This is a genomic window from Paenibacillus sp. JJ-223, from assembly GCF_927798175.1.
GTDB lineage: Bacteria > Bacillota > Bacilli > Paenibacillales > Paenibacillaceae > Paenibacillus > Paenibacillus hubeiensis.
Window position 1 is genome coordinate 92,984 of the sequence record NZ_CAKMMP010000012.1, and the last position, 17,445, is coordinate 110,428.

The 17,445-nt window shown below is 53.0% G+C and carries 12 protein-coding genes; 1 reads left to right on the forward strand and 11 read right to left on the reverse strand.

What is annotated here, in order from left to right; all coding sequences use genetic code 11:
* Positions 1-13: 13 nt before the first annotated feature.
* A complete protein-coding gene (locus tag L6H98_RS20465) occupies positions 14-1,030 on the reverse strand; it encodes an aminoglycoside phosphotransferase family protein (RefSeq protein ID WP_236417929.1) in 1,017 nt (338 codons plus the stop codon).
* A gap of 77 nt (positions 1,031-1,107) precedes the next feature.
* Positions 1,108-3,426 carry an alpha-xylosidase gene (yicI, locus tag L6H98_RS20470; protein WP_236417933.1) on the reverse strand — a complete coding sequence of 773 codons (2,319 nt, stop codon included), beginning with the start codon at positions 3,424-3,426 and terminating at the stop codon, positions 1,108-1,110.
* 172 nt (positions 3,427-3,598) lie between these two features.
* Here yicI and L6H98_RS20475 point away from each other — a divergent pair, with 172 nt between their 5' ends.
* Positions 3,599-4,513: a helix-turn-helix domain-containing protein gene (locus tag L6H98_RS20475; RefSeq protein ID WP_236417935.1), complete on the forward strand. Its 915-nt coding sequence runs from the start codon at positions 3,599-3,601 to the stop codon at positions 4,511-4,513.
* Positions 4,514-4,610: 97 nt separating this feature from the next.
* Here the strand turns inward: L6H98_RS20475 and L6H98_RS20480 are convergent, their stop codons facing one another.
* The 9 genes from L6H98_RS20480 to L6H98_RS20520 form a co-directional block, all read right to left on the reverse strand.
* Positions 4,611-5,540, reverse strand: coding sequence for a hypothetical protein (locus tag L6H98_RS20480; protein ID WP_236417936.1), 930 nt, complete (start codon positions 5,538-5,540; stop codon positions 4,611-4,613).
* Positions 5,541-5,979: 439 nt separating this feature from the next.
* Positions 5,980-7,821: an adenine deaminase C-terminal domain-containing protein gene (locus tag L6H98_RS20485; protein ID WP_236417938.1), complete on the reverse strand. Its 1,842-nt coding sequence runs from the start codon at positions 7,819-7,821 to the stop codon at positions 5,980-5,982.
* Between the two features lie 165 nt (positions 7,822-7,986).
* Positions 7,987-8,346 (reverse strand): hypothetical protein, encoded by a 360-nt coding sequence (locus tag L6H98_RS20490; protein WP_236417939.1) that lies wholly within the window; start codon positions 8,344-8,346, stop codon positions 7,987-7,989.
* 175 nt (positions 8,347-8,521) lie between these two features.
* Complete coding sequence (helD, locus tag L6H98_RS20495; RefSeq protein WP_236417943.1) at positions 8,522-10,897, reverse strand: RNA polymerase recycling motor HelD; 2,376 nt, start codon at positions 10,895-10,897, stop codon at positions 8,522-8,524.
* A 292-nt stretch (positions 10,898-11,189) separates the two neighbouring features.
* Positions 11,190-11,651 (reverse strand): pyridoxamine 5'-phosphate oxidase family protein, encoded by a 462-nt coding sequence (locus L6H98_RS20500; RefSeq protein ID WP_236417945.1) that lies wholly within the window; start codon positions 11,649-11,651, stop codon positions 11,190-11,192.
* An 81-nt stretch (positions 11,652-11,732) separates the two neighbouring features.
* Entirely contained in the window at positions 11,733-12,800 is a 1,068-nt protein-coding gene (locus tag L6H98_RS20505) for an aromatic acid exporter family protein (protein WP_236417947.1), read from the reverse strand.
* 231 nt (positions 12,801-13,031) lie between these two features.
* Positions 13,032-13,757 carry an HD domain-containing protein gene (locus tag L6H98_RS20510; protein ID WP_236417949.1) on the reverse strand — a complete coding sequence of 242 codons (726 nt, stop codon included), beginning with the start codon at positions 13,755-13,757 and terminating at the stop codon, positions 13,032-13,034.
* On the reverse strand, positions 13,754-15,196 hold the full coding sequence (locus tag L6H98_RS20515; RefSeq protein WP_236417951.1) for an NAD-dependent malic enzyme: 1,443 nt from the start codon (positions 15,194-15,196) through the stop codon (positions 13,754-13,756). The genes L6H98_RS20510 and L6H98_RS20515 overlap by 4 nt, the downstream gene beginning before the upstream one ends.
* A 172-nt stretch (positions 15,197-15,368) precedes the next feature.
* Entirely contained in the window at positions 15,369-17,441 is a 2,073-nt protein-coding gene (locus L6H98_RS20520) for a beta-galactosidase (protein WP_290371469.1), read from the reverse strand.
* Positions 17,442-17,445 lie beyond the last annotated feature (4 nt).

Consider the following 17,445-nt stretch of genomic DNA (forward strand, 5'->3'; position numbering starts at 1 on the left):
CTCCCTCAATTGTTTAGTTGACAAGAAGCTGCTTCCACTCCTTCAGCAAACTCAGCGTCCGCTGGCGGTATACTTCCCCATCCTCGGGTTGATTTACCTGATGCTCATGCACATATGCGTTAAAGAAAGACGACAGGATCCGATAAGCGAGCCGCCTCGTTTGTCCCTCCGGGGACATGTCCAGCTCCATTCCGTATCCTGCATGGAACGAAGCGGATTTGCCGGAAAGGATGGCTTCATATTCCCTGTCCGCAAACATGGAGCGGTCCCCGTCGATCACGGCCGCGATAACGGGCCGATCCTGCACAGGCGTTTGGATCAGCACATTGGCCTCCCACAAGTCGTTATGGACCAACACGGGTTGGGTGACTTGATCGAACAAATCGCGATGCGCCTCAAACAGCGTTACGATCTCTTCCCCGGCCTCAGGCATGTAATTCGCCGCCGCTGCTTTATCGGCAGTTTCCCGGGCATACGCAAGCAGCACGTCCGACCATCTCTCCGAACCCCGGATGGTTCCGTCTTTTTGCGGCCAGCCAAAAGAGTGGCCCTTAATTTGGTGCATCGCCGCAGTATAAGCACCAAGCTGGCGGTACAAACGATCCTTTTGCTCTGCACAAATCGACGGGTGGTCCAGCTGCACGCTCGGGATGAATGCCATGAACATGTAGGTTCGTGGTACAAGCTTTCCGCTGTCATCACAAACAATGACATGAGGGGCAGGTATACCTACGTTTCGATAATGCTCGTAAATCACGGGTTCAGCGGACATCATCGTCCGTTCAAACGAAAAGAGCGGATCCGCTGCCGGATCGGCAGAAGAACAGATCCGTTCGGGAGCCAGTCGCAGGATGACATGCGGGTGTACCTCATGCTCCAGCTCAAGCTTGTAGGTCGTATTAAAAAGTCCGCCCTGCATGATGTGTTGGCTGATTATATTGGTAGCGGTTCCAAAATGATGTTTTACCAAAATTTGAATCGTTTCCGGTGTAACGGGTTGATGCAACCCTGTGCTTCTTGTTGCGTTCATGATCATCAAACTCCTATGCCCCCAAAGAATTTAAAAACGGACGGCACCTTGCGAGGTACCGTCCTTACAATAACAGATTACAACTGGATCGTCAGCTTGCTCGCGCCCGCTGCAGGCGTTACAACTACGCCATGCTCGCCGGCAGCGTAAGAACCGCCTTCTACGCCGGATACGCGCTCGATGCCGCGCAGAACGATGCTCCATGGTTTGCCCGCGCCTTCAGCACGTACTTCAAGCACTTCGCCTTGACGGGAAACCTGTACTTTCAGTTCCTGTTCCGCGGCTTGGTTCACGACGGCAGCTTCTGCAGCCTGGCCGTCTGCCAATTCGAACAAATGCAAGGATACATCCTGCGCAAAGTCGTAATCCGGTTTGCTGTCAACCGCACCGACCGCAAGCAGCGTGTTCGGTTTGATCATCATTGGCAGCGTTTTGAAATCGTGGTTTTCGCTGATCCAGCGTCCACCTTCGATTTTTGCGCCAGTCAGGTAGTTCGTCCATGTACCTTCAGGCAGATAGTAACGAACGTCGCCCTCTTTGTTGAAGATCGGTGCCACAAGGATCGAGTCTCCGAACATGTATTGCAGGTCCAGCGTGGCGCATGTCGGATCTTCCGGATACTCCAGCACCATCGCACGCATCATCGGCAGACCTTGCACGCTCGATTCCACCGCGGAATTGAACAGGTAAGGCATCAGGCTCAGCTTGAGCTTCGTAAAGTCGCGGACCACGTCCACCGCTTCTTCGTCGAACAACCAAGGTACGCGGTACGACTCGTTACCGTGCAGACGGCTGTGGGAAGAAAGAAGTCCGAATTGTACCCAGCGTTTGTACACGTCAGGCTCTGCCGTGCTTTCGAAACCGCTGATGTCATGACTCCAGAACCCGAAACCGGAAAGACCGAGGGACAGGCCTCCGCGCAGCGATTCCGCCATGGAAGAATAGTTGGACGAACAGTCTCCGCCCCAGTGCACAGGGAACTGTTGTCCGCCTACCGTTGCGGAACGCGCAAACAACGCCGCTTCGTTTTTGCCCAGGTTTTCTTCCAATACGTCAAATACGGCTTTGTTGTACAGGAATGTATAGTAGTTGTGCATTTTCACAGGGTCGGAGCCGTCATAATAAACGACGTCCGTCGGAATTCTTTCGCCGAAGTCCGTTTTGAAGCAATCCACGCCTTGGTCGATCAGCGTTTTCAGCTTGCCTTTGTACCAGTCCACAGCCGCAGGATTCGTGAAGTCCACGAGACCCATGCCGGCTTGCCACATATCCCATTGCCATACGCTGCCGTCGGCGCGTTTAACAAGATATCCGTTTTCCATACCCTCGTCGAACAGGTAGGATTTCTCGGCGATGTACGGGTTGATCCATGCACAGATTTTAAGACCTTTTTCTTTCAGTCGTTTCAGCATGCCTTCCGGATCAGGGAACATGTCTTTGTCCCATTCGAAATCACACCATTGGTACTCCTTCATCCAGAAGCAGTCGAAGTGGAATACGGAAAGCGGCAGATCGCGCTCGGCCATGCCGTCCACGAAATGGTTTACCGTTGCTTCGTCGTAATCCGTCGTAAACGAAGTCGTCAGCCACAGGCCAAACGTCCATGCCGGCGGCAGTGCAGGTTTGCCTGTCAATTTGGTGTAATTATCAAGCACTTCTTTCGGGTTCGCTCCACCGATGATGAAGTATTCCAGGGACTCTCCAGCTACGCTGAATTGCACTTTCGATACGTTCTCGGAAGCGATCTCGTACGATACTTTTTCCGGATGGTTGACGAAGACGCCATATCCTTTGTTGGACAGGTAGAACGGAATGTTTTTGTAAGCTTGCTCACTGCTTGTGCCGCCGTCTTCGTTCCAAATATCCACGACTTGTCCGTTTTTCACGAACGGAGTAAAGCGCTCGCCCAAGCCGTAGACATACTCGCCTACGCCCAGCTCCAGCTGTTCGCGGAAGAATGCGCCTTCTTCTTTGGATTGAATGTATCCCGCGCCTCTCCAGCCGCTGCCAGTGAGACGTTTCTCATTATAATAGAAGCCGATGTCCCAGCCTTTGGTTTTGTCCACAGTCACGCTCAGATCGCCGCTCTTCAGCACGGCACCCTGCTCATCGCGTGTAATTTGCACATCGGTATTGAACGTGTTCAGCGCGAATTCCGGCCCTTGGTTTACTTGACCTTTGTGATGGTTCAGCTGCACGCGAATAACGTTAGGCATCGGAGAGCTGTAAGTCGCCTTGAGCAGCGTTCCGTTCAGGGTATCTCCTTTGCGTTCAATGCGTTTGGTTGCCGCGTATACCGTCATGGTATCGCCTTTTTGTACTATATCTCGAACATCTGCAGGATTTTGCACATGGTATCCTTCACGGATTTGCCAATAACCGTCCGTAAATTTCATTGATCATTACCCCCTTTGGTTATACTATAATAATATTGATATTAAAGCGTGTTTTCTTATCATATTTTGACCAAATATATCACGATTTTGATATTTGATGATCATTTCCGCCACATGATGCCCAAACAATGGAAACGATTACATTAATAATGAAATGAGAGGGGCCTTCTCTATGGAAAGAGAACGATTGCGGGAGGACCGCATTCACGGCAATGCCATGTATCCTGTCAGCGTCTATCCGGATATTCAGCAGTTGAACGGGGACAGCATTCTTGACTGCCACTGGCATGACGAAATGGAATTTACGATGATGATTCAGGGAAGCGCCGTCTTTCAGATCGATATGAATACGGTTGAAGTTCAAGCCGGGGAAGCCATCTTTGTCAATCGCGGCGAAATTCATGCAGGCTACCTCAAGGGCGAGGATCCATGCGTCTTTTCTTCCATCGTCTTTAACCCGGAGCTGCTCGGCAGCCGCACGTTCGATGCCGTTCAGGAGAAGTTCATTGGCCCGCTGATGCACAAAACGCTCGTCCCTCCCTGTCATATCAAGTCCGATGAGGCGTGGGGCCAGGAGATTCTCCTTTACTTGCAGCGGATTTTTGCCGAGCATGAGCAAGGATCCGACACTTGCGAAATGACGACCAAAGCATTGCTGTATCTGATTTTCGCCCGCATGTTCGAGCATATGAAGCCTGCTCCGCTCAAAAGCGCAGTCCCGACCGGCAGCCATGACAAAATCGAGCGGTTGAAATCCGTGCTCGGATACATCCACCGCCGTTATCCGGAACCGCTCAAGCTGAAAGAGCTGGCTGACGAAGCCAACATGAGCGAAGGGCATTTCTGCCGCTTTTTCAAACAGATGGTACAGAAGAGCCCTGTCGATTACATCAATTATTACCGTGTGCAGCAGGCCTGTTACCAATTGGAGAACACCGACCACAAAATCGTCGACATCGCCATGGACGTCGGGTTCGAGCACCTGAGTTATTTCATCACGACCTTCAAAAAACACAAAAACATTACGCCGTCCCAATATCGCAAGCTCTTCTATGAAAAACTGGCCATGGAGCCCCTTCCGATTTGAAACGCCGAGATGGCGGCAGAACAAACGAAAAAGGAAGCATTCCGGACTTGCCGGGATCCTTCCTCTTTTTTTGCGCCCAAACAGCTTTAAGCACGTATTAAGGGATCAACGATTTCCATGCGCTATACTCATGCACCGATATGCCCGAGTAGGAATCGTAGCCTTTTGCCATGCTTTCTACCAGCTTCAGCTGGCTCTCCATGTATGCTTTGCCTTCCTCGTAAAACGTTATGAACTGGCCTTCTTTGCTCTGTTTCGTCTCGACGGCGATCGAAAGCTTTTTGCCCAGCGCGGCCGATTCGGCGAGCTCGGTCTTGGCCACATCGAAGATGGCCTTCGCCGTATCCCGATATGCCATGATGGTCACGGCATCGTATTGGCGGATCATCCAGCTGCTGACGGCCATGTCCGATCCCGGAATCTTGTAGTTATCCAGCCAGAAAGGTAAATCGGCCGCCACAGGCATGTTCATTTTCGCCGCCCGGTTCATGATATAACGCACATTGCCCTGCCATTCCGAAATGACCCGTTCCTGGTCGGTCTTCCATTCGGGAAGCACATGCGGCTCGATATCCAGGTGGATTCCGGCAAACCGTTCATCGGCTTCCGCTTGGGACTGGTACGCCTCTATCCAATCCAAAAAAGCTGCAATCTGATTCACGTTTTCGCTCAGCCCCCATGCAGGACGTCCATCCATAATATCTACGACAACGCCCTGTTCACCTGCTTTGCGGATGAATTCCTTATAATAAGGCAATTTCACGTCCCTGTTGATTTGCAAATAAATGGCGCTGATTTGATGGGCTGCCGCAAATTGCAAGATGCTTTCGGTGTGATCGACGATCTGCATCGTATCCCATAACCAGGTTGCCCTTATGGGTCCCTCCTTCTGAACTGTTCCCTGCACCGTGGGAATTTCCCCCGGAGAGCTCTCCGCGATGACGCTTGGCGTCGAACACGACGCGCCAATGAGAAGAAAGAGACTGCTGAACAACAACATAAAACGACGACCCCGGTTTTTTTTCATGTTTGAACACTCCCTTGCTTGTTAACTCCTCTGCCGATCAGGGAGATCATGTGCTGCTCCCGGCTCATGGAACCTCTGCGAATATAGGACTTTATTGCATTTCTTATATATGCAATACCACCTTATAGACGCACGACAAAAGAATCACTTAAACATATTTCGGGCGTTCACACTTCTGTATTAATAGTTCTTTAGACCCTATTTTTAGGACTTGGAATTTTAGCCATATGATGAGAGACGAGCGGATTCCATGCTGGATTTCTTCTAATAAGGAGTTACAAAACTTGTAAACGTTCGCCTCATGGACATGGAAATTGACATGCAAAAAAACCTTGCGTAATGCAGCGCAAGGTTTTTTTGTGGCAACATATCTCCAGTTCAATGGTTAACGTCCTGTTCGCGTTGGATACGATCACACCTCAGGGTTATACAAGCCGCTTCATTGAGCCTTTACCTCGTTGACCTCCTCAAACAGGGATACCTGTTCAATGCCTTCCGACGAGATCCGAACAAGTCCTTTGTCGGACAAACGCAGCTCGGGAATGACGACTAGTGCCAGCAGGGACAGCGTCATAAAGGCATTGTTCAGCGTGCAGCCTGCCGATTGCAGCGCCTCGCTGACGGCTTCGGACTGTGCAGCCACTTGCTCGAAAGGCTCGGTCGACATCAGGCCGGCTATCCGCAGCGGAAACTCAGTGCTGCCCGATGCCGTCACCACCGCGACGCCGCCCTGCATGCCGATCACCTTGTTTCCTGCCTCTGCCATCAGTGCATCGTCATTGCCGATGATGAGCAGATTGTGGCTATCATGCGCAACGGTCATGGCAATGGCAGCCGGTTTCTTAAAACCAATTCCTCCCACAAGCGCAACCGCGCGGTTGCCTGTTTGCTTATGCCGTTCGAGCACGGCAATCTTGCATACGTCACCATCGGTCGGGACCTGCACAAGCCCCTGCTTTACTTCAACGTGGGCAAGCCTCTCTTTTGTATCCACATGATTTTCGGTCACTTGAATGACTTTGGCAGCAATGGTGCCTTCGACAATCGGTGCGGCCAAAGCCATGTCACCCGGCTGAAGATCCGGGTTCAGCTTTACCGTGTTCAGTGCTTCGTCCGGATAGATGAATGGCTCCCATGCTGCCGTCATTTTTCCATGCTCGGCAACGATCTGGCCCGCTGCAATGGTCATGCCGACCCGAACGTCGGCCAGCCTTCCGTCCAGCAAAATGATGTCCGCCATATTTCCGGGAATGACGGCGCCGATATCGCGGGCCACCCCAAACCTCTCGGCTGTGTTGATCGTCGCCATCTGGAACGCGGTCACCGGCTTCACCCCTTGGGAGATGGCCAGACGCACAACGAAATCCATATGGCCCTCCTTGAGCAAGGACTCCGAACTCCGGTCATCAGTGACAAGCAGCATGCGGCGTGTATCAAGCCCCAGCTCGGTACAGGCTTTGATCGTTTCGGCAACGTCATGCCAGGCCGATCCTTGGCGCATTTTTGCATACATGCCCAGACGCAGCCGTTCAACCACGTCTTCCTTCGTCACGCACTCGTGATCCCCCGAAACCCCGCTTGCCGCATAAGCAGGAAGACGCCAGTCATCCGCTGCCCACGTAAAATGGCCATCGGCCACTTTGCCTGCGCGCAGCGTGGCCTGAATTTCGCCAAGCATCGTGTCGTCGCCGTAGACGACCCCCGGAAAGTTCATGACTTCCCCCAGGCCAATCATGTCAGGCCCCCATGAGAGGGCCTCGGCAACCTCCTCCGGCCCGATGTACGCCCCTGTCGTTTCCAGACCCGGATGGGTGGAAGGCACGCAGGAAGCCACTTGCAAATAGGCAGCCAGCGGCGTTGTCCGTGCCTCGTCCAGCATCATGCGCAGCCCTTTCAAGCCAAGTACGTTGGAAATTTCGTGCGGATCGAAGAATCCGCCCGTCGTCCCGGATGGCAGCACCGCTCTTGCAAATTCGGATACCTTCATTTGCGTGCTTTCAATATGGCAATGCCCATCCAACAATCCAGGCGCAATATATCGTCCCTCTGCTTCAATAATTCGGGTATGCTCGCCGATTGCATGGCTGACATCTTTGCCCACATAGGCAATACGTGCGCCTTGAATCGCAACGGACATGCCCGGTAAAATTTCGCCCGAAATGACGTTTACCAGCGTGCCCCCGCGAATGACCAGCGTCGCTGGCAAATCTCCCCGCGCCGTCGCAACCAGGTCGGGTACGCAATCTGCCAATGGCCCCCGCTCAAAACGTGTTTTTTTCAATTTCCATCCTCCTCCGTTCCAGTACGCCCTGCAAAAAAGTATATTGTTACGATTATAAGAGTCCGCATCCTGGGTGTAAAGAACCCTCACTCGATTTGTTTTTGATGATAAAATGCACGGCAAATATGATGAACCAAAACAATGATTTGCATTTCTCCGACATGCCTATGTTAGAAATTGTTCCGTAATATCCTGCCAATCGCCCAGATTCGGCAGCTTTTGCTGTCCCCAATAGTCCAGGAAAATCGCTATAACTTTACGAGGATCCTCAGATATGTAACTGTAATGTTCGAATCTTTCGTCATCGAATACGAATCGCACTTCTACGACGAATTCCTCCGGATTATCCGTGGTCGCAGCCTGTAAATAGATGCTCTTGTCTATAGGTTGTGACGGCACAAGCACCAGATAGTCCATCAAGTCTAAGTTCGTGATGAGTTCGTCGAACAATGAAGCATTCATGTCCTCATTTTGATATTTGATCCCATTGCTTTCCAATGTGTAAGTGACGTTTGCGTAATCCACGTTCATCCTCCTCTTTCGTTCGTTTCTGTTTCCATCCGAGCATAAATGCAGCAATGAAACCGTGCAAGGGCTGTACGATGCACATAAGCAAAAGCTCCCGTACCCAGAGTACGGAAGCCGGTAATCATTAATACCAGTCGAAGGATTCATTCGTCTGCCGGGTCATATCAACGTTTTACTCCGTTTGGGCCATGGGGACATCTGCCATCGCATACAGCTCTGCCGGCTGGGAAGTAATGAACGGGCTTGGCTCGCCTTTGCAGTACACATGCAGCAAATGCATCGCCCGCGTGCATGCCGTATAGAACAGCTTGCGCTCATGCTCCTGGCCGTATCTGCGGGCAGAGGCGTCGTGAATAAGCACGGCGTCGAACTCGACGCCTTTGGCAAGATACGCTGGAATAACGTGTACGCCCTGCTCAAAGGAAAGCGTCGTTTTTTTGATGAGCTTGGGTGCCTGCTCCAGCCTTTTGCTTAAAGCCTCGTGCACTTTTTTGCTCTCCTCAGCAGTTTTGCATATGACGGCAACGGTCTCGAAACCTTCCTTCACCAGGCCCTCGATATCCTTTGTCATGGCGTCGATATGTTCTTGTGCCGAAGAAGTTACAACCACTTTCGGTTTGTCTCCGACACGGTTAAACGGCACGATCTCTTCCCCGCCGGGAATCATTCCTTTCGTGAACTCCACGATCTCGCGCGTTGACCGGTAACTCCGCGTCAGCTCAATGAGTTCAGTCTCTTCAGGTCCGTATAGCTTTGTCAGCGGCCCCGTCCCCTTAAGCACGGAAGAGTGCGCATAGATGGCCTGGTTGAAGTCGCCGAGTGCCGTAAATTTCGAACGCGGAAACAAACGTTTCATGAATGCAAGCTGGAAGGCCGAGTAATCCTGCGCTTCGTCGATGATGACGTGACGGATGGCGGAATTAATGTGAAATCCAAGCAGCAATTCCCGCAGATACAGGTACGGCGTAATGTCCTCATAGGCCAGCTCCTGAACCTTCAGCCTGCCCAGCGTCACATCGCAAATGTCCTGCCAGTGAGACGGCAGCGCTTCTCCTTCCATCAAACGCGTCATCAGCGCCTGGTCCTGGAACAGGTGTGCATACATTTGGCGGACGTCAACGAAACGAAGCGCTTTGATCCATTTGCGCAGCGGTTTCAGCCGGTCGCTTACGACCATGCGTGCCAAAATGCCGCGTTCCTGTTCGAAATCGTCGAAACTGTCCACCTTGCCTTTTTGTTTACGTTTCAGGCGTTGATAGGCTTTCTGCAAATCCTCTGCATCCATCACATCGAGCTGCTGATCGACCCAATCCGCTTCCAACTGCCGTTTGCCGAACGCCGATAACTCCTTGAGCATCCAATCGCGCAGCAGCTCCAGTCTGCTGACCAGTTTGACGGACGGCTCGAAACTGTAAAATTTCTCAAGCATCGCCTCTGCGGGAACGACGACCTGTCCCTGAAAACGCACAGGTTTGAACTTCATGCCGCCATTCATCAAACCGTCCTTGTATTTTGTGATAACGTTCAGGAACGACTCCGACGATTTAAAACGGATTCCTGACATGCGCGCCGCGTATCCCGGGTCAGCCGTGGCCGTCAATACGTATTCCAGCTGGATGAACGGATCCTCCAATTGATACTCCTTGCCGAGCCGCCGCTCCAGGTACTCCTGGAAGGTGGTCTGCAGCATGTTTTCTTCTCCAAGCTCCGGCAATACCGTCGATACATAACTGTTGAACATCGGATTCGGCGAAAAAAGAACCATCTGGTCTGCCCGCAAATGCTCCCGGTATTTGTACAGCAAATAGGCTACCCGCTGCAGGGCGGCCGACGTTTTGCCGCTGCCTGCCGCTCCCTGCACGATTAACATGCGAGCCCGGTCATTGCGGATGATCCGGTTCTGCTCCCGTTGAATCGTGGCCACGATGCTTTTCATCTGCGCATCGGACGTTCGACTCAGCACGGCCTGCAGCAGTTCATCACCGATCGTGACTCCCGTGTCGAACATAAAACGAATGCGCCCGTCCCGAATGACGAACTGCCGCTTCATTTCAATAGTGCCGCGAATCTCTCCGCCCGGCGTGTGGTATGCGGCCGGTCCTGGAGCGCCATCGTAATACAGATTGGAAATCGGCGCGCGCCAGTCGTAGATGATGAAGTTCTCCTCTTTCTCATCCAACATGGAGGCGATCCCGAGGTAAACCTTTTCTGTATCCGAATAACCAGTCTCCGTAAAATCGATGCGGCCGAAATACGGGGAGTAATGCAGCCGTTTCATTTTGCTGAGGGAAGCTGCCGTGTTCAGGTGGCTCCGCTCCCGGTCGGAGAGGACCTGCGATTGCTGCCGCATGCTCGTCGACGTTTCCCCGACATCGTCCGCCTCGCTGAAGTTCATCGTAACCTCGTCCCAGAAATCCTTTCTCATCTCAACGACTTCTTCCCGGAAGGTGCTTACCTCCTGTTCAAGCGCCGCAATTTTCCGTTCGATCTGCTTCGTCACGCTGTCTACGCGCTGCTGCTCCTCAAGCCACTGCCGATCTGCACTCATTTGTCCATACGCCCCTTTATCCCCCAATATGGCAATTTGACAATCTGAAAATGCCATGTTATAGTCAAATTAATAAAGTAATTATTTTGGTATTTTGTGAATTAATTCTAATTCATGCGTCGTTTTTTTATTGTACCAGCCACAACGTCCCGTTGCAAGCGGAGACGTTATTTTTGCTTTCGTTCTCGTTGATGATCGCCACAAAGCCTCAACCTCCCGTTTCTGCTCCGACCACGCCTTCCTATTATAATCCGCATCGAATTGAAATATAGCCTGCTCCGTTTCCTGCATTCTACTGCCGAAGCTCTTCAACGGTTTCTTTCCAGCGCGAAACTCCTTCGTCCACGTTCTTTAATTCAAACGTGATACCTGACGTAATCTCCGCATAGGGAGCCTTATCCACTTTGACTTGCGTTATCTTTGCTTCGAATCGGTCTCGCGGATGGCGGGCATTCTTCAGCGGGGGAAGCGGCTCAACCTCAAGCTTTATATGTATCAATTCTCCGTTCAATACCAACACCAGACCCGCCTTTCCCGTATGATGCATGTTTTGGCTGGTCTGCGTGCCTGGCCATAAGGCCAATCTGATCCGGTCCGGGCCCAATGCCACGACTTCGCCGACGCTGACCATCGCCTGGTGTGCCCAGCCTTCCGGGGATACGGTCAGCAATTGCATTGCTTCGTGCTGTTTGCCTTCCAAATTCCGCCCGTTCAGCCACTCCGCCAATTCGCTGTTAAGTTCATGCATAATCATACTTCCCTCTCTTCGGTTGATTTGCAAAAACAACCTGGGCACCGCTGCTGGGCCAGGTTGTTTGTTCCTTGGTGCAATCCACTACGGCCATCTCAGCCAATTCAGCAAATGGTCATGAGACTCCTTGTCGTCGGCTGCACTGTGTACATGCTCCGCAAGCCGGTTGAGCCGTTCAAGCTGGTAGCCGTAATCGTAGATTGCAGCCGCAGCGATGGACAGTCTCAGCATGCCTTCCTGTTTCACGTCGAAACGGGAAATCGCCTGCTCCATGAAACGGTCGTTGTCCTCATTGAATTGGGCTGCTTCTTCATCGTTGGGCTTCAGCTTGTCCTCAAACTTAAGCAGCGCATGCTCGTGAAACTTGATGACACGTTCCAAATGGTTATCGAAGAACTGGTCCATTTCCGGCGTGCGCTGTGCTTGAAAGTAATGGCGCTCGACCGAATCCAGGACGTCGTATCCCTTTTGCAGACTAAGCAGCATCTGTTTATAAACGACCATTTGGCGGGTTTCGCTGAATTTCGGTCGTTTCATCTTCTTCTGCTCTTCCTCGAACAGATTGTATTTGTCGGATAGCGACTTGATGGCTGCCCCTAATTCGTTCTTCTGATCGCGAAAAACCGCTTCCTTGATCTCATCGGAAATGGATGTCCGCAGGAGAAGAGACATGTTGTTGAATACGCTTTGGATCTGTTTCACAAACTGCACCTTGGGCTTGGGCGGAAAAACCATAATGTTAATCAAAAAAGCCGAAATGATGCCCACCAGTGTCAACAGGAACCGATTAAGCGCAAAGTGCCAGTCTCCCGAAGCCTCCATAATGGAAACGACGGTGACCAGCGTGAGCCCCACCGTTTCTCCCATGTTCAATTTCAAACAGATCATGATGACCAGCACGATGATCAGACCGACCGCGATCGGTTCATTGGATAACACCATGCCGCCAATCAGAGCAACGATGGCTCCGAGCGTCGTCGTTTGCAGCTGGTCCAGGAAGTATTTCCACGATCTGTAGATGGACGGCTGCATGGCAAAGATGGCCGCGATCGCGGCGGGAACCGGGGATTGCGGGTTCAGGAATAAGCTGCTCAGGTACAAGGCCAGCGTCACCGCGATACCCGTTTTGAGCACGCGCGCACCAAAAGACATCTAAGCCCCTCCTTTTCCAGGTTCCGGTTGTGTTCGTTGGATGATCATTATCATTATTACCCCATATTTCTTTTTTTGCCTGACAAGTTCAAGAGAAAGATTTATTTTATCATGGAAGGCACAGAGATGCCATTCCTGATCTTGCAACGCAAACAATCCCCGCCGCCTGCTCGTCGCAAGCACCGAGGATTGTCTCATGTCAGGCCATCTCCCCCCGTTTTCCGGTGAGGACTAGGGAACGATGCCCTCCCATTCCTGCTTGAACCGTTCCACGAACTGAACCATGAAGTCATGGCGCTGCTGTGCCAGTTCTTTGCCGACCGCCGTATTCATTCGATCCTTCAGCTTGAACAGTTTTTCGTAAAAATGATTGATCGTGGTGCTGCGCCCGTTCCGATATTCCTCCCGCGTTATGCTCTCCCGCGGCGGCAGGGAAGGATCATACATTTCGCGGCCGCGGGCACCCGCAAATGCAAACGTGCGGGCAATGCCGATCGCGCCAAGAGCATCAAGCCGATCGGCGTCCTGGACGACCTGTGCTTCCAGTGAGCTGACCGGAACACGATCGCCCCCAGCGAAGGAAATCGTGCGGATGATGCTCAGCACCGCTTCCTTTACGCCCGGTTCGAGCGGCTGCAGGTCCAGCCAGGTATTCAGTTTCGCCATGCCTGCCTCCAGGCTCTCGTTCAACTTTTCGTCAGGCACGTCATGGAGCAGGGCGGCCAGCTCGCAAATGTACGGATCCGCTCCTTCGCGGTGCGCAAGTTCGACCGCAAGCGCCGTTACCCGCTCTACATGCGGCCAATCATGGCCGTCGGCATTGCCTGCTGTATCGCCTTGGACGAAGGTTCGAGCGGCTTGAAGCACGGCTTCCCTTGCCGATGTTTCGTCCTTCTCTCCATTCGCAGAGGACTCCAAGCCCGGGACCGGAAGGTTCCTGGATGCCTCGTCCATCATTCCCGCTCCTTGTCTTCGCGGGCCTGTTCACGCGGTACGCGCCGGGCCACACCCGTGTTTACGGCCGCTTCCACGACCCGGCGGCGGATGGATTTCACCACTTTGTCGTTGAATACGCTTGGAATGATGTAGTAACGGTTCCGCTCTTCATCCGAAATGGATGAGGCGATCGCCTGAGCCGCGGCGAGCTTCATCTCTTCGTTGATTTCCGACGCACGGCAATCCAACACCGCCCGGAACATGCCCGGGAAGCAAAGCACGTTGTTGATCTGGTTGGGATAATCGGAGCGCCCCGTCGCCATAACCGCCACAATATCCTCGACCAGCGCAGGCATGACTTCCGGCACGGGATTGGCCATGGCAAACACGATCGGGTCTGCGGCCATCGTCTGCACGTCCTCCCGCGTCAGCAGGTTGCCTCGGGACAAACCGATAAACACGTCGGCTCCGCGAATCGCCTCTTGCAGAGACCCTGTCACCAGTTCGGGATTCGTCCTGGCGGCATAATCGTTCCAAACATCGCTTTCGTAAGTTTGCGTGCGCACCAGGGCTCCTTCGCGGTCCACGCCGATCAGCCTGGTCGCTCCCGCCGAGAGCAGGATATTGCTGCATGCCACGCCGGCCGCACCGATGCCGCATACGACGATTTTTACGTCCTCGATCGATTTGCCGACCAGCTTCAAGGCATTGATCAAACCTGCGTATAACACCACTGCTGTGCCATGCTGGTCATCGTGGAATACCGGAATGTCCAGCTCCTCGTTCAAACGGCGCTCGATTTCAAAACAGCGCGGCGAGGAGATATCCTCGAGATTAATGCCGCCGAACGCGGGTGATATCGCTTTCACAGTACGAATGATCTCTTCGGTATCCTGGGTATCCAGACAGATCGGGAACGCGTCCACTCCAGCAAACTGTTTGAACAGCATCGCTTTGCCTTCCATGACCGGCATGGCGGCCTTTGGCCCGATATTGCCCAGTCCCAGTACAGCGCTGCCGTCGGAAACTACGGCAACGGTATTTCTTTTGATGGTTAGCGAAAAAGCCTTGCCGGGCTCTTCGGAAATCGCGGTACATACACGCGCCACGTCAGGCGTATACACCCTCGACAGATCCTCGCGGTTATGAATCGGCGTTTTTGGCGTGACTTCAATCTTGCCGCCCAGATGCAGCAGGAATGTGCGATCCGATACGTTAATGATGGAGACGCCCTTGAGCTGGCGTACCCCTTCAAGGATTTTTTGGTTATCCTGAGCGTCCGTCACCGCAACCGTAAGATCGCGTACGGTGACATCCTGATTGGTCGAAATGACGTCAATGGCAATGATGTCGCCCCCAGCTTCCGAGATGGCCGAAGCCACTTCGCCAAACTTGATGTCCTTTGTTGTCATTTCCAGCCGAATAATCATGCTGTTGCCGTCCAGATTTCTCTGATTCATGTCTATTCCTCCCAGACCGAATGTCTTGAGTTATATTGCTACCCGTTTTCATTTCGATGCATAGCCGCCCTTTTCCTTTATCCTTCCCGAAAAAGTGGTCCATGTAACAGAGAACATGCAAAAACCCTGCACATCCGGTGAAGGACATGCAGGGCTGCCGGGAGAAGCGTGCTTAGACACGCTCCGCCGCTCTGCGCAAAACGCAAATGTCGTATGGTTTCAATTCCAGATTGGATTCCACCGGTTCATCGGTCAACAAGTCGGTATAAGACAGGCTGCCCAACCCGACCTGTTTGCTGTCAGGCGTGTAATTCTGTACAAAGACGTAGTCTGCTGTGCCGTCGGTTCTCACATGGGCCGTTACTCCGGCCGGAAGCTCGGTATCCAATGCCTTCTCGATGTTCAGGTCACGGATGAGCCTGCCGTAGAAATCGTCATGGAACGGTTCCGTGAAACGGGCCGCGATGTAATACGCCTTGCCGGAGCCCAGACGGTTGACCGTCAATGCCGGTCTGCCCGCGTAGAAATCCGAGCGATATGTTCCGAGCGCCTCCGCACCTTCGAGGTGAATAAGGTCGCACAATTCCACCGCATCGTACGATGCGTCCAGCCCCAGTTCGTTCCCTTCCAGCGGGGTCATCCCGTTCCGGTCGCGATCGTGCAAGCCGTCGATTTCCTCCGACCAGATGCCGAGCGTTTTGCGAAGCGGGCCCGGGAATCCACCCAGGAAGCAAAGATCGTTCTCGTTGACGATGCCGGACCAATACGTGGCCACGAACGTGCCTCCGTTCTCCACGAACCGTTCGATTCGCTCTCCTACGCCTTCCCGCATCAGGTACAGCATCGGCGCGATCAACAGCTTGTACTTGGACAGGTCGGCATTCATGTCAATCACGTCGACCGCCACGCCTTTTTTCCAAAACGCTTCATAGTGGCTCTGCACCGTTTCCTCGTACTTCACGCCAATGTTGCGCGGACCTTGGGAATCTTTGACGGCCCAACGATTCTCCCAATCGAAAATGATGGCAACTTCTGCCGGCACGGACGTTCCGACGATGGCATCCATGCCTTCCAGCACGGTGCCCACATCCGAGACATCCTTGAACACGCGGGTATGCTCATGCCCGGCATGATCCACGACCGCGCCATGCAGCTTCTCGCTTGAGCCGCGGCTTTTTCTCCACTGGAAGTACTGCACGCTGTCCGAACCGTGCGCTACCGCCTGCAAGGAGGATAGAAGATGCATGCCGGGGCGTTTCAGTTTGCTGACATCCTGCCAGTTGGTGGAACTCGGGGTGCTCTCCATGAGCAGGAATGGCTGCCCTCCCTTGATGGAACGCACGATATCATGCATCATGCCGATGCGCGCGGCCTGCTTGGCATCATCGTCGGCATCATGCCACGTCGGGTAGCTGTCCCAGGACAGGACATCAAGAATGTCGGCAAACTTCCAATAGTTAAGCCCTTCATAGAACTCCATCAGGTTGGTCGTTACCGGCAGGTTCGGATTTTTCGCTTTGAGCGGCTTGGTCTCATGCACGATGAAATCGGCGGTTTGATCCGTCACGAAGCGGCGCCAATCCAGATTCATCGCGTGCACTTGGGTTTCCCCATGCGGCGCAGGGGATTCGACCTGGCTCCAATCCGTGATCGTGTGGCTCCAAAATGTCGTCCACCAGGCGTGATTCAATTCGTCCAGCGTGCCGTATTTCTTTTGCACCCAGCCGCGGAATGCTTCCTGACAATGATCGCAGTGGCAGTCCCCGCCGTACTCGTTGGAAATATGCCATCCAATGACAGCCGGATGATCGGCATACCGCTCAGCCAGCCTGGTATTCATTTGGTTCACTTTTTCCCGATATACCGGGGAAGTATAACAGTGGTTATGCCGGAAACCGTGCAAATTGCGCACGCGGTTAGCCCCTACCCGCAGCACTTCGGGATATTTCGCCGACATCCAGGCCGGTCTCGCTCCGCTCGGCGTAGCCAAAAAGGCATAAATGCCTTCCGCTGCAAACGCATCCAAAATACGGTCCAGCCATTCAAACGTATAAACCCCTTCCTCCGGCTCAAGGGAAACCCATGAGAAGATACCGATGGACATGACGTTGCATTTGGCCAGCTTCATCAGACGGATGTCTTCTTCAAGCACCTCGGGATAACGAAGCCACTGCTCTGGATTATAATCGGCACCATGCAGCATATGCGGCACTTTGGAACTTGCGGGTGAATATTTATATGTCATGAGT